The following is a 21,109-nucleotide window of genomic DNA, read 5'->3' as shown; positions in this document are numbered from 1 at the left end:
CATGAAAACAAAAGAATTTCTCAAGTCTCTTGCCGAACTGGCCTCCAGCCTGCGCCAAGTCATCGAAGCGGAAGTGGACGGCTTCGATACGTCGCCTAAGGCTATTACTGCACGCCGTGCCAAGGTATTTGACCCGGTAGGCGGTTACGAATATTTCGTCAACACCTACTTCCCCCATTATATCCGCTCGCCTGAGAAATCCGAACTGCATGCGTTTTTATTCAGCCGTCTGCCGGAGATTATCCGCTCCCCAAAAGGGGAAAATGAGGCGGTGGGCGCGCCGCGCGGCGAGGGTAAATCGACGCAGGTTACCCAGCTGTTTACGCTGTGGTGTATCGTGACCGGCCAAAAACATTATGCCGTTATTGTGATGGACAGCATAGACCAGGCATATCCAATGCTCGAAGCCATCAAGGCGGAATTGGAATTTAATCCGCGTCTGAAAACCGACTTCCCGGAAGTATGCGGACAAGGCCGTGTATGGCAGGCCGGTACGATTGTGACGGCCAATGACGTTAAGGTGCAAGTGGCCGGTAGCGGTAAAAAGCTGCGCGGTTTGCGTCACGGCCCATACCGCCCTGACTTAACTGTTTTGGACGATATTGAGAATGACGAGCAAGTCCGCAACCCGGAACAGCGCGACAAACTCAATGCGTGGCTGACTAAAACGGTATTGCCTTTGGGCGGTGTCGGTCAGAAATACGATGTGATTTATATCGGCACGATTTTGCATTACGACAGCGTACTTAACCGCACTTTGAATAACCCGTTTTGGCACGGTATTAAGTTTAAGGCGATGAAACGCTGGCCCGACCGCATGGATTTGTGGGACAGATGGGAGGAACTTTTCCGAAACGACGGCGAGACGGTGGCCGAGGCGTTTTATCTCGCCAACAAAGACGAGATGGAGCGCGGCGCGCAAACAAGCTGGGCGGCTCGCGGCGTGTTGGCGTTGATGAAAATCCGCGCCCGTGACGGTCATGCGACGTTTGACAGCGAATACCAAAACGACCCGGTCAGCGGCGAAGATGCGCCGTTTGCCAATGCAATGCAGTTTTGGACGAGTTTGCCGGATGATTTGATTTACTTCGGTGCGCTTGATCCGTCTTTGGGTAAGGCAGGCTCAAGTCGCGACCCCAGCGCGATTATTATCGGCGGCTATCAGCGCGGCAGCGGCAAGCTGTTTGTGGTCGAGGCGCAAATCAAGAAGCGTTTGCCCGATTTAATCATTGAGGATGTCATCCGCCTGCACATGAAATATCGGTGCAAGCTTTGGTTTGTGGAGACTGTTCAGTTTCAGGAATTTTTGAAAGACGAATTGGTGAAACGCAGTGCCGCCCGTGGTGTTCCTGTTCCTGCGCGTGCAGTCAAGCCTCTGACGGATAAGTTGCTGCGTATCGAAACGCTGCAACCGCATATGGCTAACGGGCTGATTCTTTTACATGACAGCCAACAGGCCCTTATTCAGCAGTTTCGGCATTTCCCTAAAGCAGACCACGATGACGGCCCGGACGCGGTGCAGATGGTTTGGGCAGGTGCTGTGGCAAACTCTGCCCCAATAGAATGGCAGAGTGTTAAAGATGATGCGGATTTCGATGACGATGCGGATTTCGATAATATTAGAAGTAAGTGGGCTAAATAATGGCTAAAAAAGACAAAAAACTACGTCCTGATGCGGAGCTGCAAACCGATGTGGCGCAGATGACGGCTACCGGCCGGGTAATTGCGGAACATCCGTCGACTTTTATTACGCCTCAAAAAATGCGCAGCCTTTTTGAGGAGGCGGAAACGGGCGATATTACTGCGCAGCATGAGCTGTTTGCCGACATCGAAGAGCGCGACAGCGATATCGGTGCAAATATGGGGACGCGAAAACGTGCTCTATTAACTTTGGACTGGCGTGTATCGCCGCCGCGTAATGCTACTGCGGAAGAAGAGAAATTGACCGAGGCTGTCTTTGAAATGATGGATGGCTTGGCCGGTTTCGATGATTTGTTGATTGATCTGATGGATGCTGTCGGACATGGTTTTGCCGCGCTTGAGATCGAATGGAGGTTTTCAGACGGCCTTTATCTGCCGCATCACTTTATTCACCGTCCTCAAGGCTGGTTTCGATGGAGTAAGGATGACGAGCTGTTGTTAAAAACGCCCGATAATCCGATGGGTGCGCAGTTGTGGCCTTTGGGCTGGATCGTCCACAGTCATAAGTCACGCAGCGTTCAGCAAGCGCGTAACGGTTTGTTCCGCTCGCTGGCGTGGCTGTATATGTTTAAGCATTATGCGATACATGATTTTGCCGAGTTTTTAGAGCTTTACGGTATGCCTATCCGTATCGGCAAATACGGCGCGGGTGCGACCAAGGAGGAAAAGCGCACGCTCTTGCGCGCGGTGGCGGAAATCGGCCACAACGCGGCAGGCATCATGCCCGAAGGAATGGAAATCGAGTTGCACAATGTGGCCAATGGTACGACTGCTACCAGTAATCCGTTTTTGCAGATGGCGGACTGGTGTGAGAAATCGGCTGCTCGCTTGATTTTGGGGCAAACGCTCACCAGCGGAGCCGATGGTAAATCCAGCACGAATGCGCTGGGGATGATCCACAATGAGGTGCGCCGAGATTTGCTGGTGTCGGATGCAAAACAAATCGCGCAAACCATTACGCAGCAGATTATCCTGCCGTTTTTACAGGTTAATTTCGGCGACACCAGCCGTACGCCGCGATTTGAGTTTGATACGCGAGAAGCGGCTGATATTGCTGTGTTTGCCGAGGCTTTGCCGAAATTGGTGGACGTGGGTGTGCAAATCCCTGAGGGCTGGGTGCGCGATAAGTTGGTAATTCCGGAAGCGGCCGAGGGGGAGAAAGTGTTGTCTCGCGTTGTAACGGATAATCCAATCAACCGCACGGCTTTGGCGGCGTTGTCGGCGCAAAGGCCGTCTGAAACACGCGCAATCTCGCGCGAACAGGCAACACTGGATGCGGTGTCAGACGAAGCGTTTGCACAGCCCGACTTTAATGCCCAGCTCAACCCGATTATCCGCCAAGCTGTGGCCGCGCTGGCTGCCTGTGGCAGCTATGAAGAGGCTGATGCTGCATTGACTGCCCTGTATCCGGAACTAGACAACCGCGAATTGGAAATTTATATGCGTAATGCGTTGTTTTTGAGTGATTTGCTGGGGCAGGCTAATGTCAAAAATTAATTTTGTCCTAGGACTGGCTCCTGAAAAGGCTGTCGAATGGCTGAAAACCAAACAGGTAACGGCGGAAAGCTACCGTAATTTGACTGCCTCTGAAATAGCCAAGGTGTACACGATTGCGCGTATGACCGATTTGGATATGCTTAACGATATTAAGCAGAGCATGGTTAAGGCTGCATCGGACGGCCAGTCATATAATGATTGGCTTAAGGATATTTTACAGCACCTGCAAAACAAAGGCTGGTTGCACCCGAACGGCCATGACGGCAAGGTCATTATCGATCCGGGCAGCGGAGAAGTCTTCGGTGCGCCGCGCCGCTTGGAAAACATCTACCGCACCAATATGCAGATGGCTTACGGTGCAGGACAGTATCAAGGTTATATGGCCAATATCGACAGTCGCCCTTATTGGATGTATGACGCGGTGGGCGACCATCGTACCCGCCCTGCTCATGCGGCCATGGACGGCTTGGTATACCGTTATGATGATCCGTTTTGGACAACTTTTTACCCGCCCAACGGCTACCGTTGCCGATGTTCGGTTATTGCCTTGAGCGAACGCGATATGCAGCGCGATGGTAAGGTGTTGAGCGAGTCGGGCGAGCATAACTTAGTTGAGACCCATAAGGTGTACAACAAGAAAGGCGACAGTTATCTGACTATGGCTTACAAAGCCCCTGACGGCAGCCTACATACCACCGACAGGGGCTTTAATTATAATGCCGGCCGGATGAACTACCGGCCTGATTTAGACCAATACAACCGTGGACTGGCGCATCAGTTTGCGAAATCGGAAATGGGCGGTGCTGAGTTTAAAGCGGTTTTTAAACAGCTTTCGAGTGAGTTTTATGAAGTGAAAGACCGCTTGAAGATAGATGGTAAACCGAAAAAGGATGAGAAAATTGATATCCGCAACAAGCTGTCCCGTCAGGTAAAATTCGCCGCCGGCGTATTGGCCGATGATGTGCAGAAGGTTGCCGGGCTTAAACGGGCAACCGTATGGCTGTCGGATGATACATTGATTAAGCAGGTGGACAGCCGTGAAGGTCAGGATTTTGGAGCGGATTATTATGCGTTCCTGCCTGATTTTTTAGGGAATCCGGAACATATCGTCAGGGATGGCAGGGAGTTGGTTTTTACGACCCGTCAAAACGGCGAATATTTATGGGCGGTTTTGAAATATATCGATAAGGTTGAAGAGATATATTTACAGTCGTACCGAATCAGCAATGAGAAAGAAATCAGAAAACTGATGGAAAAGAAAGAGGTGTTGAAGTAAGACATCGGGCAAGGCTCGAAATCACTTGCACACGCTCTCGGTCTCCCTGATGGGAAGGCTGCGGTATCGAGATTGTCACCGCTTTTCCGATGTCTTGGGATGATTATAGATGATTGAAGTTCAAATCGACAACCTGTTCGTGGTTCAAAATCAGCTTGAACGTTTGGGGGACGGCGTACAAAACCGCTACTTGCTGATGCGCCGACTGTCGGAAACGATGCACAAGGGCGTGCGGGATAATTTTCGCGCCGGCGGCCGTCCAAATTGGCTTGGGCTGAAGTATCGAAACGGTAAGCCGTTAAATGACACGGGTGCGCTGCGCAACAGCTTCAGTACGCTCTCGGACAACGATACGGCATTGGTCGGTACGAATTTGGTTTATGCCGCCATCCATAACTTTGGCGGTATGGCCGGACGCAACCGGAAAGTACATATCCCGCAGCGTGAGTTTCTGGCTTTAACCAATACGGACAAACAAGCATTGATGGATGATGTTCAGGATTATTTCAGTAGTTTGATTTAAAGATTTCCAAAGGCGGCCAAAAACGCGATTTTACGCGTTTTAAGTGCTTAGATAGGCAAACCCCTATAAAGAGAATTTAAAGCTATCTGTGTGTGGCTTTAAAGGGTCTTTAAAGGGGTTTTGTTTTATTGGTTGCCTTGCTGGGAATATTTACGTTATTCAGGTTGAAGCACCTACTCTCCATGCGGTTTTATGGAAGGCGGAAAATTGAGGTATTGAAGGGAGTAGATATGCCAAAACACAAACAAAAGTTGATCTTGGCTGCATGCAGCTTTGAGGTGCAGCCACATGACGGCCGTATTCAGTTATTGCCGTATGGTGAGTTTCGTGCGATTGACGGTCGCCCGACGGATGCGCCGGCTTGGTATTTGACCGAGGAGAACGGCCGTGACGTGGTGGATTTGGCTAATGCTTCGCGCAACCAACTGGTGGTCGATTACGAGCACCAAACATTACACAAGGAAAAAAACGGCCAACCCGCCCCTGCGGCCGGTTGGATGACTTGGCTGTCTTTTACCCCTAAAGGTATTTTTGCCGATGTGGAATGGACAGACAAGGCCGCGGCTGCGATTGCGGCAAAGGAATACCGTTATATCTCTGCTGTGTTCTCGTACGACACAAAAGGTTATGTACGCAAAATTTTTCATGCCGCGCTGACGAACTATCCGGCGTTAGACGGTATGGACGAGGTGCTGGCGGCAGCGTCGGCGCAGTTTTTAAAACCGGAAACGGAGAAAAAACCGATGAATGAGTTGTTGCAACAACTGTTCGGTATGCCTGAGGCATCCGAAGAAGAACTGACGGCTGCCTTAACCGCGCTGTTAAAAGATAAACCTGAAAATGTTGCCTTGTCTGCCGACGTATTTGCCCAATTGGCCGAGAAGGACGGCAAGATTGCGGCTTTGTCTGCTAATTCGCCTGAGCCTGATTTGACAAAGTATGCCCCGGTTCAGGTTGTGCAAGATTTGCAACGCCAGGTTGCCGCGTTGACTGCGGAACGTGATCAGGAGAAAGGCGCGGATCTGATCCAGGCCGCCTTATCTGCCGGCAAATTGTTGCCAGCCCAAAAGGAATGGGCCGAAGGCGTACTGAAGCAAAGCAATGGTCTGGCATTTTTAACCGGCTTTATCGAATCGGCACAACCGGTCGCCGCACTGACCGGTATGCAGACAGGTGGTCAAGACCCGAGTCATACGCATGTTGCCGCACTGACTGCCGAGGAAAAACATGCGGCAAAAATGTTGGGTATGACCGAAGCGGAATATACCCTGGTTAATCAATCAAAAAAGGAAGGTAATTAATGGATAAGGCTGCAATTTTGGTGGCGTTGACTGCGGCATTCCGCAAAGAGTTCCAAGATGGCTTGGATGCTGTGTCAACGACATATAAACAGGTCGCAATGACTATTCCGAGCACTACTGCCACGAATACTTATGCCTGGCTCGGCAAGTTCCCGAAAATGCGCGAATGGGTAGGCCAACGCCAGATTAAGAAAATGGGCAATCAGGCAATGAGCTTGGCCAATAAAAAGTTTGAAGCAACCGTCGGTGTCGAACGCACCGACATCGAAGACGATCAGGTCGGTATGTATCGCCCGATGATGAAGGCGATGGGCGAATCAGCCGCCGAGCTGGCCGACGAGCTGGTATGGCCCCTCTTGCCCAAAGGTAAATCGACCGTTTGTTACGACGGCCAGTATTTCTTCGACACCGATCATCCGGTTTTTGCAAATGCCGATGGTACCGGTGCGAATACGCCTGCTTCCAATATCACTACCGGTACCGACAATACTGCGCCAACCTGGTATGTGATTGACGACACGAAAACGCTGAAGCCTTTTATTTTCCAAGAACGCACTGCCGCGGAATTTGAGACGAAATTCGACCCGTCTAAATCCGACAAGGTGTTTATGGAAGACATCTATTTGTATGGCTCACGCCGTCGTTGTAATGCCGGTTATGGTTTGTGGCAATTGGCCCATATGGCGGAAAAGACGGCTCTTAATCGTGCAAATTTGGCAAAAGTTGTTGCGCGTATGCAGACCATCAAATCAGACGGCGGTTATGTTTTGAATGTTAAGCCGAGCCTGCTGGTGGTTCCGCCGGAGTTGGAAGATGCCGCCCGTGAATTGTTGGAAGCCGACAAAATCAACGGCACAACCAATACCTTCAAAGGCCGTCTGAAACTGCACGTTTCCGTTCACCTGTAAACCAATCAACTTTAGGCGGTCTTTAAATCCTGTTTAAAGGCCGTCTAAAACGGAGAGAAAAATGGCTAAAACCACTGAAAATATTGAAACTGCGGCATCCGATGATGTTGTCAATGAAGTACAGGCACAACTGGATGCGGCAAAGGCAGAGCTTGAGGTCGTAATTACTGAAAACGAACGTTTGAAAGCAGAAATTTCCAGGTTGAATGCTCAATTGGCTCAAGTTCCGGCAGGTGCAACACAGGAAAACACGCAGCCTGCAGGCCGCGAAGATGATGAAATGCTGGTGTGTGCTGCCAACGGTACTGAATTTTGGCGTTGCGGCATCTTGTTTACCGGCCAATGGCAGATCGTGAAACGCGCCGATGTCGGCGAAGAGGCATGGGGGCGTATCTTGGACGAGGCCATGCTGAAAACCAAGAAGGTTAAATAATGGCTTACGCCGATGTAGCAGATATGGTGGCGCGCTTCGGTGATTTGGATGTGATTCAAATTACCGACCGCAACCAAGACGGTCTTGTTGATGAGGACGTGGCTTTAGTGGCGCTTGAAGATGCAACGGCGGAAATCGACACTTATTTAGGCCGCTTTAAACGTCCTTTCAAAGATACTCCGCCGATTTTGGTGCGCTTGTGTTGCGATATTGCCCGTTACCGGCTGACTGCGGCTTCGGGTGTATTGATTACCGAAGAAATCCGCAACCGCTACAAAATCGATGTGCTTGATTTGTTGCGCGCTTTGGCCAAGGGCGAAGTACAGCTCGGCTTGGATGATGATGGCGGACAGATTGAGGCAGATTCAGACGGTATTGTGTTTATGAATGCAAAAAATAGGATTTTTTCCCGTGATAACACGAATTGAGCAAGCTATTACCGACCGTCTAAAGCGCGGCTTGGGACAGATGGTTCGTACTGTTAAAAGCTACAACGGCGAAGCCGACGACTTGGCAGGACAAATCCATACCCTGCCTGCGGTGTGGGTAACATTCGGCGGCTGTAAGGTGGAAAAGGCCGATAGCGGCAATTTCCGCTACCGCAACAGCGGCGAGTTTGTGGTGATGTGTGCCACGCGCTCGTTGCGCAATGAGCAGGCTTTACGTCAAGGCGGCATCGATATCCGCGAGGTGGGCAGCAATGATTTGATTACCGCCGTGCGCCGTCTGCTTGATGGGCAGCGTGTGGCCGGTGATGATTCCCGTGGCCTGATCCCTAATGCGATACGTCCGATTGCCAATCATGTATTGGTGACGAATGCAGCGGTGTCGATTTATGCGGTCGAATATACATTGCACTGGAACAGTATGGCTTTAGAAAACGGCCGCTTCCCCGAGGAAGCCCGAGACCCTGCCGACCCCGATTACCTGTTTACCAAATACAAAGGCGAATTGTCCGCACCGTATCCGCCGTTTGAAATTATGGACGGCTTGATTATTGACCCAAAACGCGGCGCAAAACTGCCGCACCATTTTGATTTGAGGAAATCCGATGGACAAGATTAAAGTCAAGGCCGCCGACGGCCTGAATGTGCCGATGGCGCATAACCCTTATGAATATATCGGCGATATGCCGGTAGAAGTGGACAACGCGCTCTACTACCGCCGTCTGATTGCCGAGGGTGATTTGATTCAGGTTGCGAGCAGTGTTGAGTCTGAATCAGATAAAAAGAAAGGTGCTGAATAATGGCTGAAAAAATCTCTTTCGATACGATCCCCGGAGCTTTGCGCGTACCGGGTCAATACATCGAATTTAATACCCGTACTGCGGTACAGGGGTTGCCTCAGAATCCGCAGAAGTTGCTGATTCTCGGCCCGATGACGGCAGGCGGTAAACAGCCTGCACTGACTCCGGTGCAGCTTTACAGTGATGCGCAGGCGGGCGATTTGTTCGGTCAAGGCTCTTGGGCGCAGGCTATGGTCAAGCAGGTATTTTCCAATAATGCTTATTTGGACGTAACTGTTATCGGTGTGCCGGATCATGAGGCTGGCGTGGCTGCCGTCGGCAGTGTGGTCGTATCCGGCAATTCAACTTCTGCCGGTGCGGTAGATTTAATTATTGGCGGCGTGGAATACAGTATCGCTGTGCCTGCCGGTATTAGTGCCGAGGCGGTGGCCGATAAGTTGCGTGCCAAGCTGACTGCCTCCCCTGCCTGTCTGGTGGCCGGTGGCGGTTCAGGTGCAACGTTGTCGCTGACGGCTAAAAACAAAGGCGAAATCGGCAATGAAATCAGTGTTAAGGTTCAATCCGGTGCCGCGGGTCTGAATTTCAAGGTAACGGCAATGGCCAATGGTCAGAAAAATGCCAATATTAGCGAGGCGTTGGCCGTTGTCGCCGGTAAGCAATATCACGTTGTGGTGTGCCCGTTTGTCGATGATGCCAATGCCAAAGCGTTAAGCACTCATTTGACCGATGTATCCAATGCCATTGAACAGCGCGGCTGTATCGGTGTATTGGGCTGGCGCGGTACGCTGGCCACCGGTATTGCGTTTGCGGCAAAAATCAATGACGGTCGTGCGACCTGTGCCTGGTATAAAGGGGCGGTAGAAGGCAATGCTTTGATTGCCGCCGGGTATGCGGCTCAATTGGCCGCCGAGCAAGACCCTGCCAAGCCGTTGAATACGCTGGAAGTACGTGGTTTGACTGTTACGCCTGATGCGGATTGGCCGTTGTTCACCGAATGCAATAATGCACTGTACAACGGTATGACCCCGCTGACTGTGGTTAACAACAAGGTACAGATTATGCGTGCGGTCTCCACGTATACTAAATCGGCGGCTAATGTCGACGACCCTAGCCTGTTGGATATTACGACTATCCGCACGTTGGATTACACGCGCAAGGCTGTAAAAGAGCGTATTGCTCTGCGTTTCCCACGATCCAAGCTGTCTGACACCTTGGTACCTAAGGTCAAGTCGGAAGTTTTAGACGTGTTGATTAAACTTGAAGAAGCCGAAATCATTGAAAATGCCGAAGCCAATAAAGGTAAATTGCAGATGGTTCGTGCAGAAAATGACCCAAACCGTTTGAATGCGGTCATTCCGGCTGATGTGGTCAACGGCTTGCATGTTTTTGCCGGCCGCATTGATTTGATTTTGTAACCCTTTCAGACGGCCTTTAAGGCAATCTAAAGGCCGTCTGAGAATGAAGAAAAGGATATAGCATGAGCGACGCTACTTATGCAGGTGCGATTGTTATGGAGGTTAACGGTGCGGAAGTTGAAATCATCAGCCTGAAACCTCAAACAACGACAGGCCGAAAGCCAGTTAAAACCATGAACCGTAAAGGCCGCGTGTTGGGCTATGCCGACGGCGTGACCGAACATAAACTGTCTGTGACGGCCGCAATCCCGATCGATGGCACGGAAATTGATTGGGACAACATCACTAAAGCCAAAATCACAATCTATCCGATTAACAAAGAAGACCGCCGTACGTCTTATCTCGACTGCTTCACGATTGAAACATCGGAACAGTATGAGGCGGACAATGAAGCTCGTATCGATATCGAAATGCAGGCTTTGCATAAGGTTTTGGAGTAATACATGAAGCAGGATTTAGTTTTGACTTGGGGATTGCCATATCAAGACGGTATTTTTAAAAACGTCGTTGTCCGTCCATTGACCATTGGCGGCGAGTTGAACGCGTTGGCCGCTTTTGATGATTTTGCAGACGGTAAAGAGTTGGATAAAAACTCGACATCGGTTGCCATGACTTTGGCTTATTGGACTCAGCAGGTTGAGTTCGGCGGTGTCCCGGCCGAGGCGTTAACGGTGGATTATTTGATGAACAATCTTGTCGGCGAAGATTATCGTTTGATTATGGAGGCTATGGACGAGCTGCGTGCAAAATCCGCCGCCGCTACGGTGAACCGCGAAACCACCGCGGCGGCAGAAACGAACCATATAGCTACCGGACAGTCCACGGAAACTACCGGCGAATCGTGATACTGATGGCAAAAGCCGGCTTGACCGCTTGCGAAGTATCCTCTATGAGCCATGCCGAAGCCGCAGCATGGGCCGACGATGTCCTGCTCAGTATGGGTATCAAGCCGGAACGGGGCGATGTGATTATTTCGCAGCGACGTAAAAAGCAGGAACAGGAATAAGCCAGGCTGTCTGAGAACTTCAGACGGCCTTTCTCAGTTATGGGGTTGAAAAGCTTTAAATCCTGATTTAATAAGCCTTTGAACGATAATTGACCTTGAGTTAATTTAAGTTCAAGGGCTTTTTTATGGCTGACGGAAACATGAAGCTTTTGCTGCTGTTGCAAGGTAAAGACGGTGGCGCATTGCGGTTGATTAAGGATACCGAATCCCATCTTAAGCGGTTTGGCCCGGCATTGCGGGATTTAAATAAGCAAAGGATGGCAAACGCCCAATTGGGTATCCGCTCCGAAAAGGAGATCCGACGTGAGATCCAGCAGACTCAGGCAGCTTATAACCGGTTGGCGCGCAGCGGTCGTGCGACAGGTAATGACTTGCAGCGTGCGGCACTGGCGACGAAAAACCGTATCCGCGAACTGAATCAAGAATTAAAAGACGGCGTTGGATTGCAGGGTAAATTCGGCAAGGGGTTGGCCGTTGGCGGCGCGTTGATTGCCGGTGGAGCGGCCGCTTACGGTGTGCTAAAGCCTGCAATGGATAATGCCAAGCAACTTGATGCCAATATAACACAGGTTGCCTTCCAGGCTTTTGGTGAGGATAAGGATAAATCGGCGGGTTGGATTGCTACCCAAGGCAAGGCGGAAATTAAGGCATTGGCAACCGAGCTTGTCGATAAAAACGGCGGTACCGCAGATGCTGCCTTAGGTCTGATTAACAGCATGATGGCCAACGGCATGAGCTTCGAGCAGGTTAAAAATAATGCCCACTCGTCTCATCGGCAAATGTTGGTATCTGCTGAAAGAATCGGCGAATACAACCCTGATGAAGCGGCAAAACTGATGAAAGTTTTAGGGGATTTCGGATTCAAGGGCAATGATTTGGCCAAGGCTTTTGAGTACGCGATGAAGTCGGGGATGCAGGGGAACTTTGAAATTGCAGACATGGTCCGTGAGTTGCCTGCACTCCTCCCTGCTGCCAAAGCGGCAGGTATGGACGGATTGGAGGGCTTCGGCTTCCTGCTGTCAACTTTGCAATCTGCCGCGAACAAGGCGGGGTCAAACAGTGAGGCGGCAAATAATGTGCGCAACCTGTTGGAAAAAACATTATCGGCAGATACGGTAAAGCGGTTGAAGAAGATGACTAATCCAAGCGCGGATGGCAAGACAATAGACTGGGAAGGGTCTGTGTTGCGCGGTAAGGAAAAGGGCGAAAGCGCGGTGCAGGTATTGTCGCGTTTGGCGAATGCTATGCTGGAAAAGGACGCTCAATATCAAGCCTATAAAAAACGTGCGGATGCCGGTGATAAAACTGCCGAAAGCCAAATGAATATCATGAAGGGCTTTGTGTTGTCTTCTTTAATGCCGGACATCCAAGCTAAAGGCGGCTTATTGGCCGCCACCGATATGGCGCAAATCCAAGAGTATATGCAAGGGCTGATGGGGCTGGATCCTGCCGACAGCTTAGTCGATAAAAAGTGGCAGGTCATGAAGAGCTCTGCAACATTCCAACAGGAGCAATTAGACGCTAAAACTATGCTCGGACAAGATCCAAGTGTGGCTATTGAGGCGGAAACTGCTTTAAAACGGCTTTCTGCGGAGTACCCTAATGCGGCTCTTGCCGTTAAAACTTTGGCTGCGGCGGCAACGGCCGCCGCCGGTGCTTTGGGCATTATGTCTATTGCGAATATTGGCGGTATGGGCGGGATGATTGGGGGCGGCCTCCGTGGTGTTGGAGGGATGATCGGCGGAGGCATTCGTGGTGCTGGAGCGATGATTGGTGCCGGTGCGAGTGCAGTTGGGGGTTTTGCGATTCCTCTTGCCGCTGGTACTGCCGGTGGTTGGGCGGTATGGGACTCGCATGACCGAATCAACCGAAATGAGGGTAAGAAGTTCTTCGAGGGCGGGTGGGATAGCCGTGGCACTGGCTATTTGCAATCTACTGCGGGCGGTGCCGCTATTGGTGCGGCTATTGGTTCTATCGTCCCCGGTATCGGCACTGCCATTGGTGCGGCTATCGGTGGGGTTGGCGGATTGATTCATGCCGCGATTACTGATGCGGTGCGCGATACCCCACCTAGTACCCCAGTCGCTCAACCGGTTGCTCCTCCGCCTCCTCCTGCTGTTCCTATGCCTCCTATTCCTGCAGAGCCGCCTGAAAAGCTTTCTCCGTTCATTGTCCAGCAAACCGCTACTTATCAGGCCGCGATTATGCAACAGACGGGCGAGTACACGGCGGCGGTGCAGGCAAATGCGGAGGCCGTCGGTTCGCGTATCGACCAAGTGTCGGCAGCGTTGGCGGCAGTCAATCCGACGATTACTAATAATATGACGGTAAATCTTGATGGCCGGGTAATCGCCAATGAGGTGGCGCGTTATCAGGTGGCTATGTTTAGTCGGGGAGCAGGTCAATGAGTGGTTGGCATACTGTTTTACAAGAGGCTTCGTTTAAAGGTGTGCCTTTTGAGATTGAACGTATTGAAGAGCGTAACGCCAAGGATTTGGCCGCGCATGCCCGGCCTTTTACATCGGGTGTTGATTTGGAAGATATGGGCAACACCGGGCGTGAGGTTAATATCAGTGCGGTATTCTTCGGGCGGCAGTATTCGAGCCGACTGCTGAAGCTTTTGGAAGTATTGGAAGAAAGCGGCGGCGGTGTGCTTGTCCATCCTGTTTGGGGGCGGATGCAGAACATGATTCCGGCAAGTTGGAATTACCGTCATGAGGCCGATAATGTTGATTGGGCGGCGATTGACATCACGTTTCGCGAAGCCACGGAAGCGCAGCCGATTTTGGTGTTTGAAAACTCATTTTTAATGTCTTTGGAGCGTCTGATTGCGCGTATCGACTCTTACCGCAGTGTGGCTGAGGGATTTATTGACGCTATATTTGCGGTAAAAGGCGGTGTGTCGGATTTATGGGGCAGCGCACAGGGGCTGTTGAGCGGACTATCGGGGGTATTTGCATCTATCCGCTCGCTCTTGGGTTTTGATGCCATCGGTTGGCCTTTCAAGGGTGGGAGTTATAGCCAGGCTGCTTTCCACGTGGGGGCGAAAAATTCGGTGAAACAAATCGGCGAATTGATTGAGGCTGGTTTGCGCCAAGCAACCGATGTCGGCACGGCTATTGATGTTCAAATGGGCGGTTTTTCCGTGCGCCAACGGTTTGACGAGGCGGTTAAGGCCGGTGAATCGGTATTGGCAGTGCCAAACCGCTTGCGCCAAGACCACCGCGGCAATGCTGTATCGGATTTGAGCCGCCTGACGGACAGACAGCTACAGGCAATACGGCTTGTGCTTGAACTATCTGTTACCGGCGTGCTGGTGGAGATCGCGTCCGAAATGATTGAGGATTACGGCGAGGACATGAGTGCTCCGGACTTGATGCAACTCAACCGATCTGTGCGCTTGCGCGTACAGGCTGCAATTGATGCTTTGCGTGAGACTGAGAAGGCGGCTTTGTCTGAACAGTTGTCGGCGGAATCTGTTTATAGCACCTGCCATCAAACCATTGAGGCTATGCGTGAGACGGTAGGCCGTCTTAATGCGCTGGTGGTGGCGGCTATTGATCAAAAACCACCGCTGATTGTGCGCCGTGCGCCTTCGGACGGTACTATCCATCAAATTGCGTTTGCTTTTTATGCCGATATCGGTCGTGCGGATGAGTTGATGCGGCTGAATCCGCATATTACCCATCCTTCTTTTATCCGTCGAAATACTTTGGTCAATGCTTATGCAAAATAACAGTTATAAAAACACTATTTCCATCCGTATTGGCGGCAATGAGCACCGCGATTGGGAGGCTTATAGTATCGACAGTGATTTCTTGATTCCTGCCGATGCTTTTGATATGACGGTCGGCCTGCACTACGGTGCCGCTGAAATCCCTGATTTATCGGGAGAATCCTGCGAGGTATTGATTAATGGGCAAGTCGTCCTGACTGGCATCGTCGATAATCAAAGCGACGATAAAAGTAAAGGCCGTCGGGATTTGCGCTTGTCCGGTCGGGATTTGGCCTGCTTTTTGGTCGATTGTTCCGCCCCTCAACTCAATGTTAAAGGGATGACGGTATTGGCTGCGGTGAAGAAGCTGGTTGAGCCGTGGCCGCAGATTGCCAGGGTGGAACTTCGTGCGGAAAAGAATGAAACATTGGACAAGATTGACATTGAGCCTGGCGAAACGGTATGGCAGGCTTTGACGCATATCGCCAATTCGGTCGGCCTGCATCCTTGGTTTACGCCTGACGGCATATTGGTAATTGGAGGAGCAGATTACAGCAGTGAGCCGGTGGCAACGCTATGCTGGAGCCGTGATGATAAAAGGCGTAATGTGGAACAAATCAATATAGAACGCGGCGTTGAAAACCGTTATTCGGAGGTAACGTTTTTGGGGCAAAGCCATGCCAAGCGCGGTGACAGTAGTAAGCATGATTTGAAGTGGGTTCATAAAGACCCGACAATGAGCCTGCACAAACCTAAAACCGTTGTTATTCATGATGCCGAGAATTTGTCTGCCTTGCAAAAGCAGGCAAAAAAGCAGCTTGCCGATTGGCGGTTGGAGGGTTTTACGTTGACTATTACTGTTGGCGACCATAAGACCGAAGGAGGCGTGCTGTGGCAACCCGGACAGCGTGTTCATGTTATTGATGAGGAGGAAGGCATCGATGCTGTGTTTTTCTTAATGGGCAGGCGTTTCGGACTAAATCGGAGTAATGGCACGATTACTGAACTGCGCCTGAAGGAAGATGGTATATGGACACCTGATGCTTATCAGGTAAAAGCCGAAAAAGCGAGAAACCGCAAGGGTAAGAAAAAAGGCGTAACCGATAAGGGTAAAAAGGCGGCTGCCAATAAGCGCACTCAGGCACGCAAGACCCGTGCAACACAACGCAAGGCGGCTAAATCAAAATCAGGATTGGGCGGAACGGCGGTGTTTGAATGAGTTTGGCAAAAATGGCAAGGCGTGTCGGCCAAGTGGCGCGTGATATTGGCGATACCGTGCGTGCGGCGTTCCGCGGCAAGGTTACTTTAGTGGTTTCTTCGGAGCCGGTTCAACGCATACAGTTGAGCGGTCTGGCCGACGAGATGCTTCAGGACTTGGAACACTTGCAGGAGTTCGGGTTTACGAGCTGTCCGCCCGAAGGTACGGAGGCTGTGGTCATACCGTTGGGCGGCGATACTTCGCACGGTGTGATTGTGGCTACGGAGCATGGCAGCTTCCGGATTAAAAACCTGAAGCCCGGAGAAACGGCAATTTATAGTAACGAAGGCGCGAAAATCGTTATTAAGAAGGGGCGTATTATTGAGGCGGATTGTGATGTTTATAAGGTTAATTGTAAAAGTTACCAGGTCAATGCCAGCTTAGGCGCTGAATTTGACACGCCGAATCTGAGTGCGACCCAGCAAGTGACGGCGGCCGGACAAATCAACGGCAACGGCGGTATGGCCATTCAGGGCGGTAGCGGTACGTCTTTTACCGGAAATGTGAATATGGCCGGGGATTTGAAGACTACCGGTGCATTAACCAATAATGGCAAAGATGTCGGCAGTAATCACAAGCACTTCGAGACCAATGGCGCGCAAACCGGCGATGTTATTTAAGGTTCTTTTAAAGGCCGTCTGAAGCAGTATTTAAAGCTGTTTCAGACGGCCTTTTTACGCTTCGGGGTTGAAGGACGTTTTCTCTATCTGGTTATTTAGCTTGAATAAAATGATGAGATGGAAAAAGAACTTGATACGGTAACGGGTGATTACACCGGCCGCTCCATCAACAATTTGAAGAATGCTGTCTATATTCGCTTAAAAACGCCATTAGGAAGTTGGTGGGCCGATAAAAAAATAGGCTCCCTTCTGCACCTGCTTGAGCGTGAGAAAGACATCGATCGTGTTGGTCTGCTTGCTAAACAATATGCTGAAGAGGCTTTGCAGCCGATTATTGATGATGGCCGCGCTGAAAGTATTACGGTTGAGGCGGAGCAGCCACACAACGGCATTTTGTATCTGAATATTAAAGTGGTCACGGCCGATGGCGGATTTGACTACCGGCATGGTGTTTCGGTGATTTAAAAGAGGTTTAAAGATGTTTCAAATTCCGACTTTTGACGATGTGCGCTCTAGTATTCTGCGCGATACGAAGTCTTTAGATCCGTCAGCCGACATCAGTAATGACAGTGACCATTTTGTTCATGCTAGTCGGTTGGCAAGCGTTGCCGTCGGTCAATATGCTCATCAGGCATGGATTGCGCGACAAATTTTCCCTGACACGGCGGACAGTGAATATTTGGAACGTCACGCCAACCTGCGCGGCATACGTCGCCGAAATCCTACGGCGGCTGCCGGATATGCATCCGGTGAAGGTGCATTGGCCGATGCTTTGATTGAGGCGGGTATCCAAATCAAACAAGGCGAACGGTTCTTTATGACAACCGAGCAGGCAGTCGTGCAGTCAGACGGGCGTTATCGCGTGGCGGTAAAGGCGGTTGATGAAGGTTTGGGGGGTAATGTGTCAGACGGCCCGGCTCAATTTATGGCCGCGCCTGCAGGTGTGCCGAGTGGATGTGTGATTAATGCGGAAGGCGGTACCGATGCTGAGAGCGACGGTTCATTGCTGACACGTTTGCTGGCTCGAATCAGACGGCCTGCTGCCGGAGGAAATAAATACGATTTCCAAGACTGGGCTCTTGAGGTGGACGGGGTGACGAGTGCTTATGTTTATCCGTTGCGCCGTGGGCTGGGAACGGTCGATGTGGTGATTACCAGCGGCAATAAATTGCCTACGCCGGAAACTATTAAGGCCTGTCAGGATTATATCGACAGTGTGCGTCCGGTTACGGCCAAGAATGTGCTGGTAATGGCACCTAAGGCGGTAGAGGTTGATGTGGTCGTTGATGTGGTGATGCCCGGTATCGATGATGTGCAGACCCCTGTTGAACGTGCGATCAGTGAATATTTCGACATGCTTCTGCCGGGAGAGGATTTGGTTAAATCTCAAATTGAGGCAGCTGTCAGTGCGGTATCGGGTGTGGAAGACCGAATCTTGTATGAGCCGTTACGCAATATGTCGGCAGACAATGAAAACGATGATGTTATTTGGTTTCGTTTAGGTGATGTTGTGATTAACAGTATGGGTTGATGGGATGAATATTCAAAATACTCTGCTGGGGCTTTTGCCGCCTGTTTCTTATGCGCGAAATGCTGAATATGTAGTCAGACAGGCAAGGACGGATGGCCGGGTATTGCAAAATGTAGCCGATACGTCCGGCACGGTATCGGGCGCGGTCACGCCTGAGCAATCGAATGAATTGTTGAGTAGTTGGGAGCGCGTACTGGGGCTTGATAACTCTAATAAGCCCTATCAATACCGAGTTGCTGCGGTTGTTGCCAAGATTAACGATACGGGCGGTTTGAGTATTCCTTATTTTTTAAATCTGGCCGAGCAGGCCGGGTATGAGATTTACATCGACGAAGAGGATGTATTCCGCGCAGGAACCAGCTGCGCCGGAGATGAGTTGAACATCGAAGAGGCAGAATATCGATGGTGTGTCCAGGTGGTTAACGGCGATGTCAGTACATATCTATTCCGCGCGGGAGAGGCACGAAGCGGCGACCTTGTGTCGTGGCAGGCTGATCCGATAATCGAATCTATATTTAACGATCTTAAGCCGGCATGGACATATTGCCGTTTTGAATACCGAGAGGAAATTCATGCATAAAATTGGAAGTAAAACCGGATTGTTTGAGAACGGTACGCGTCGTGTTCCGGGTACGCCTGTGACGGCGGATTGGCTGAATGCCGTTCAGACCGAATTAATTAATATTATTCAAGAAGCGGGAATTGCGCCGGATAAGGAAGACCAGCGTCAGCTTTTAGGCGCGATAAAGAAAATTGTCGCTAATACGATTCAGGGGTTGGCCGGGTTGAGTTCGCCAAGCTTTTCGGGCGTGCCTGAAACTCCTGAGCCGGATGGGGCGAATAAGAACCAGATTGCGAACGTCGCTTATGTTGAGAAATTGTTGTCCGAAGCGTTGTTGAAGTTTGCGACTGAAAATCCCGGCTCTATCGAAGAGCTGCAGAAACTGCTTGCGAAGTCTGATAAGACTGATGCTATTGCGCTGTTGCAAAGTTTAATTAATCAATTGATGGCGCAGATGTCGGGGATTGGTGTTCACAATGTGGATATGTGGCTGGCTCAGGCCGTTACCGATGTTAACGGACAGGTGGCTTATGGTGTGACCCATGGCGGCGATTTTTATCAGCCGTCGGCGACTATTCAAAATAATGACAATTTCCCCGGCTGGGCTATGGTTGATCGTCGAAATCACTTGCTGTTTGGTTTCCATGCGCCCAACGGGGAGATGATGTTGCCCGGCGGTCATATCGGCCTGCATGAGGATACTGCTTATGTGGTAACTGACCAGGATGGCCGTGCGGCCACACATATCAAACCGGATGGTTCGGTTCATTTTTCGGGGGGTGTGGCAGATGATTCCGGTATGGTTTACCTCAAAGATGGTGATGTTTTCCGACAAAAAGGCGGTGTGACAACACGTATTACCCAGCGTGGCGATGTGGAGGCCTGTCAGGCATACGGCCAATCTATACGTTATGTTGCGCCACGTCGCGGCGTGATGCTGACATATGAAGTCACGGGCGGTAAAACTAAACAGGTCTTTGAGGAAAGTTCGACTGACGGCTATATCGTGACCGGCCAGTCATTGGCTGAAGGTGGTGCGAATCAGGCAGTCACTAAAACTCCTGTTGCCGTCGGCAGAGCCTATATGATGGATACTGGACCTGTTCCTAATCAATCCCGATCCGCAGGCAGTCGTCCGGTTGACCTGAAAGAGCAAGTGTACGAGACGATTTGCAGTTCTTTTGCCGCCTGTGATTTGAAAAGCCATGATCGCCGATTAATGATGATTGGGGCGGCTCACGGCGGCATGGTTTATAGCCGCTTGAAAAAAGGTGGGAATACCGGGACTTACGAGAAAATCATCAAGCAACTGAAAACAATGATGAACTTCCCTTTTAAGCCGACTTATAAAGCTTTATTCGTTATTCACGGTGAAGGCGATGGCAATATTAGTAATACTGCCTATGATAAGAATTTGATTGAGTGGCTGAACGATTTTACTGCCGACATCAAGGCTATTACCGGGCAAGAGGAGCAACCTGTAATGCTGACCTGCCAAACAAGCAGTGCGGCCGGTTATAAAGGTACGGCGGAAGGCCGGCATCAGTTTACAACTCCATTTTTACAACTCAAGGCATCCGAAGAGCATCCGCGTATTTTCTTGGTTTGTCCAAAGTATCAGTTCAACTATAAAGACTATGCGCATATTCTTGCTCCGGATACTAAATATTTGGGGGAATACTATGCGAAGGTTAAGAAAATCGTAGTGGACGAAGGTGGGGATTGGCTTGGTTTAAGACCTAAGACATTGACTAAGGTTGATGCCCGTACTGTAGATATTGAATTTCATGTGCCTGTTGCGCCATTGGTATTGGACGAAGAACAAGTGGTTAATCCCGGCAACTATGGTTTTGCGCTGTATAACTCGGGTACTGCCTCTATACATTCGGTTAAATTGCTGGCCAATCAAAATAAAATACGTATCACCTCAACCGAGGATATCCCGTCCGGAGCCAAGATTACGTATGCTTTTGACAACGGCGTTGGCGGTAAGAGCGGCAGAGCGGAGGGTTCTCGCGGTAATTTGCGGGATTCTGATACGGCAGTTTCTTCAGACGGCCAATTTAAATTATATAACTGGGCTTTTGCTTTCGAGCTGCCCGTCAATCAGGAGTAAA

The 21,109-nt window shown here is 50.6% G+C and carries 22 protein-coding genes; all 22 read left to right on the top strand.

Annotated features, from left to right (window positions below; genetic code table 11):
* Position 1: 1 nt before the first annotated feature.
* The 22 genes from terL to RRV97_RS09615 all read left to right on the top strand — a co-directional run bounded on the left by terL (position 2) and on the right by RRV97_RS09615 (position 21,108).
* Positions 2-1,642 (top strand): phage terminase large subunit, encoded by a 1,641-nt coding sequence (terL, locus tag RRV97_RS09720; RefSeq protein WP_315611411.1) that lies wholly within the window; start codon positions 2-4, stop codon positions 1,640-1,642.
* A complete protein-coding gene (locus tag RRV97_RS09715; protein WP_315611410.1) occupies positions 1,642-3,198 on the top strand; it encodes a DUF935 domain-containing protein in 1,557 nt (518 codons plus the stop codon). Before terL ends, RRV97_RS09715 begins: the two co-directional genes overlap by 1 nt.
* Positions 3,185-4,474, top strand: coding sequence for a phage minor head protein (locus tag RRV97_RS09710; RefSeq protein WP_315611409.1), 1,290 nt, complete (start codon positions 3,185-3,187; stop codon positions 4,472-4,474). Before RRV97_RS09715 ends, RRV97_RS09710 begins: the two co-directional genes overlap by 14 nt.
* Positions 4,475-4,583: 109 nt before the next feature.
* A complete protein-coding gene (locus tag RRV97_RS09705; protein ID WP_315611408.1) occupies positions 4,584-4,997 on the top strand; it encodes a phage virion morphogenesis protein in 414 nt (137 codons plus the stop codon).
* 230 nt (positions 4,998-5,227) lie between these two features.
* Positions 5,228-6,298 carry a phage protease gene (locus RRV97_RS09700; protein WP_315612260.1) on the top strand — a complete coding sequence of 357 codons (1,071 nt, stop codon included), beginning with the start codon at positions 5,228-5,230 and terminating at the stop codon, positions 6,296-6,298.
* Positions 6,298-7,206 (top strand): Mu-like prophage major head subunit gpT family protein, encoded by a 909-nt coding sequence (locus tag RRV97_RS09695; protein WP_315611407.1) that lies wholly within the window; start codon positions 6,298-6,300, stop codon positions 7,204-7,206. Before RRV97_RS09700 ends, RRV97_RS09695 begins: the two co-directional genes overlap by 1 nt.
* Positions 7,207-7,267: 61 nt before the next feature.
* Entirely contained in the window at positions 7,268-7,639 is a 372-nt protein-coding gene (locus tag RRV97_RS09690; RefSeq protein ID WP_315611406.1) for a hypothetical protein, read from the top strand.
* Positions 7,639-8,067, top strand: a complete 429-nt coding sequence (locus RRV97_RS09685) for a gp436 family protein (protein WP_315611405.1) — start codon at positions 7,639-7,641, stop codon at positions 8,065-8,067. Before RRV97_RS09690 ends, RRV97_RS09685 begins: the two co-directional genes overlap by 1 nt.
* Positions 8,051-8,704, top strand: a complete 654-nt coding sequence (locus RRV97_RS09680; protein ID WP_315611404.1) for a phage protein Gp37 — start codon at positions 8,051-8,053, stop codon at positions 8,702-8,704. Before RRV97_RS09685 ends, RRV97_RS09680 begins: the two co-directional genes overlap by 17 nt.
* On the top strand, positions 8,691-8,885 hold the full coding sequence (locus RRV97_RS09675; RefSeq protein ID WP_315611403.1) for a DUF2635 domain-containing protein: 195 nt from the start codon (positions 8,691-8,693) through the stop codon (positions 8,883-8,885). Before RRV97_RS09680 ends, RRV97_RS09675 begins: the two co-directional genes overlap by 14 nt.
* Positions 8,885-10,300, top strand: coding sequence for a phage tail sheath subtilisin-like domain-containing protein (locus tag RRV97_RS09670; protein ID WP_315611402.1), 1,416 nt, complete (start codon positions 8,885-8,887; stop codon positions 10,298-10,300). Before RRV97_RS09675 ends, RRV97_RS09670 begins: the two co-directional genes overlap by 1 nt.
* Positions 10,301-10,362: 62 nt before the next feature.
* Positions 10,363-10,740 carry a phage tail protein gene (locus RRV97_RS09665; protein WP_315611401.1) on the top strand — a complete coding sequence of 126 codons (378 nt, stop codon included), beginning with the start codon at positions 10,363-10,365 and terminating at the stop codon, positions 10,738-10,740.
* Between the two features lie 3 nt (positions 10,741-10,743).
* Entirely contained in the window at positions 10,744-11,145 is a 402-nt protein-coding gene (locus RRV97_RS09660; RefSeq protein ID WP_315611400.1) for a hypothetical protein, read from the top strand.
* Entirely contained in the window at positions 11,142-11,306 is a 165-nt protein-coding gene (locus RRV97_RS09655; protein ID WP_315612268.1) for a hypothetical protein, read from the top strand. The genes RRV97_RS09660 and RRV97_RS09655 overlap by 4 nt, the downstream gene beginning before the upstream one ends.
* A gap of 338 nt (positions 11,307-11,644) precedes the next feature.
* A complete protein-coding gene (locus RRV97_RS09650) occupies positions 11,645-13,714 on the top strand; it encodes a phage tail tape measure protein (RefSeq protein ID WP_410505873.1) in 2,070 nt (689 codons plus the stop codon).
* A complete protein-coding gene (locus RRV97_RS09645) occupies positions 13,711-15,042 on the top strand; it encodes a DNA circularization protein (protein ID WP_315611398.1) in 1,332 nt (443 codons plus the stop codon). Before RRV97_RS09650 ends, RRV97_RS09645 begins: the two co-directional genes overlap by 4 nt.
* On the top strand, positions 15,032-16,240 hold the full coding sequence (locus RRV97_RS09640) for a phage baseplate assembly protein (protein ID WP_315611397.1): 1,209 nt from the start codon (positions 15,032-15,034) through the stop codon (positions 16,238-16,240). The genes RRV97_RS09645 and RRV97_RS09640 overlap by 11 nt, the downstream gene beginning before the upstream one ends.
* Entirely contained in the window at positions 16,237-16,899 is a 663-nt protein-coding gene (locus RRV97_RS09635; RefSeq protein ID WP_315611396.1) for a phage baseplate assembly protein V, read from the top strand. The genes RRV97_RS09640 and RRV97_RS09635 overlap by 4 nt, the downstream gene beginning before the upstream one ends.
* 117 nt (positions 16,900-17,016) lie before the next feature.
* Positions 17,017-17,364: a phage GP46 family protein gene (locus tag RRV97_RS09630; RefSeq protein WP_315611395.1), complete on the top strand. Its 348-nt coding sequence runs from the start codon at positions 17,017-17,019 to the stop codon at positions 17,362-17,364.
* Positions 17,365-17,377: 13 nt separating this feature from the next.
* Complete coding sequence (locus RRV97_RS09625; protein ID WP_315611394.1) at positions 17,378-18,430, top strand: baseplate J/gp47 family protein; 1,053 nt, start codon at positions 17,378-17,380, stop codon at positions 18,428-18,430.
* 4 nt (positions 18,431-18,434) lie between these two features.
* Entirely contained in the window at positions 18,435-19,010 is a 576-nt protein-coding gene (locus RRV97_RS09620; RefSeq protein ID WP_315611393.1) for a YmfQ family protein, read from the top strand.
* Positions 19,003-21,108 carry a hypothetical protein gene (locus RRV97_RS09615; protein ID WP_315611392.1) on the top strand — a complete coding sequence of 702 codons (2,106 nt, stop codon included), beginning with the start codon at positions 19,003-19,005 and terminating at the stop codon, positions 21,106-21,108. Before RRV97_RS09620 ends, RRV97_RS09615 begins: the two co-directional genes overlap by 8 nt.
* Position 21,109: the final 1 nt, after the last annotated feature.

Origin of the sequence: Neisseria sp. DTU_2021_1001991_1_SI_NGA_ILE_055 (genome assembly GCF_032342915.1) — a bacterium.
Classification (GTDB): domain Bacteria; phylum Pseudomonadota; class Gammaproteobacteria; order Burkholderiales; family Neisseriaceae; genus Neisseria.
The sequence above is the reverse complement of the archived record's forward strand: the minus strand, read 5'-3'. Positions and strand labels throughout refer to the sequence as shown.

Bases quoted from the DNA above. Each gene is read 5' to 3' on its own strand.
- terL (WP_315611411.1), top strand. From the start codon at position 2: ATGAAAACAAAAGAATTTCTCAAGTCTCTTGCCGAACTGGCCTCCAGC.
- RRV97_RS09715 (WP_315611410.1), top strand. From the start codon at position 1,642: ATGGCTAAAAAAGACAAAAAACTACGTCCTGATGCGGAGCTGCAAACC.
- RRV97_RS09710 (WP_315611409.1), top strand. From the start codon at position 3,185: ATGTCAAAAATTAATTTTGTCCTAGGACTGGCTCCTGAAAAGGCTGTC.
- RRV97_RS09705 (WP_315611408.1), top strand. From the start codon at position 4,584: ATGATTGAAGTTCAAATCGACAACCTGTTCGTGGTTCAAAATCAGCTT.
- RRV97_RS09700 (WP_315612260.1), top strand. From the start codon at position 5,228: ATGCCAAAACACAAACAAAAGTTGATCTTGGCTGCATGCAGCTTTGAG.
- RRV97_RS09695 (WP_315611407.1), top strand. From the start codon at position 6,298: ATGGATAAGGCTGCAATTTTGGTGGCGTTGACTGCGGCATTCCGCAAA.
- RRV97_RS09690 (WP_315611406.1), top strand. From the start codon at position 7,268: ATGGCTAAAACCACTGAAAATATTGAAACTGCGGCATCCGATGATGTT.
- RRV97_RS09685 (WP_315611405.1), top strand. From the start codon at position 7,639: ATGGCTTACGCCGATGTAGCAGATATGGTGGCGCGCTTCGGTGATTTG.
- RRV97_RS09675 (WP_315611403.1), top strand. From the start codon at position 8,691: ATGGACAAGATTAAAGTCAAGGCCGCCGACGGCCTGAATGTGCCGATG.
- RRV97_RS09670 (WP_315611402.1), top strand. From the start codon at position 8,885: ATGGCTGAAAAAATCTCTTTCGATACGATCCCCGGAGCTTTGCGCGTA.
- RRV97_RS09665 (WP_315611401.1), top strand. From the start codon at position 10,363: ATGAGCGACGCTACTTATGCAGGTGCGATTGTTATGGAGGTTAACGGT.
- RRV97_RS09660 (WP_315611400.1), top strand. From the start codon at position 10,744: ATGAAGCAGGATTTAGTTTTGACTTGGGGATTGCCATATCAAGACGGT.
- RRV97_RS09645 (WP_315611398.1), top strand. From the start codon at position 13,711: ATGAGTGGTTGGCATACTGTTTTACAAGAGGCTTCGTTTAAAGGTGTG.
- RRV97_RS09640 (WP_315611397.1), top strand. From the start codon at position 15,032: ATGCAAAATAACAGTTATAAAAACACTATTTCCATCCGTATTGGCGGC.
- RRV97_RS09635 (WP_315611396.1), top strand. From the start codon at position 16,237: ATGAGTTTGGCAAAAATGGCAAGGCGTGTCGGCCAAGTGGCGCGTGAT.
- RRV97_RS09630 (WP_315611395.1), top strand. From the start codon at position 17,017: ATGGAAAAAGAACTTGATACGGTAACGGGTGATTACACCGGCCGCTCC.
- RRV97_RS09625 (WP_315611394.1), top strand. From the start codon at position 17,378: ATGTTTCAAATTCCGACTTTTGACGATGTGCGCTCTAGTATTCTGCGC.
- RRV97_RS09620 (WP_315611393.1), top strand. From the start codon at position 18,435: ATGAATATTCAAAATACTCTGCTGGGGCTTTTGCCGCCTGTTTCTTAT.
- RRV97_RS09615 (WP_315611392.1), top strand. From the start codon at position 19,003: ATGCATAAAATTGGAAGTAAAACCGGATTGTTTGAGAACGGTACGCGT.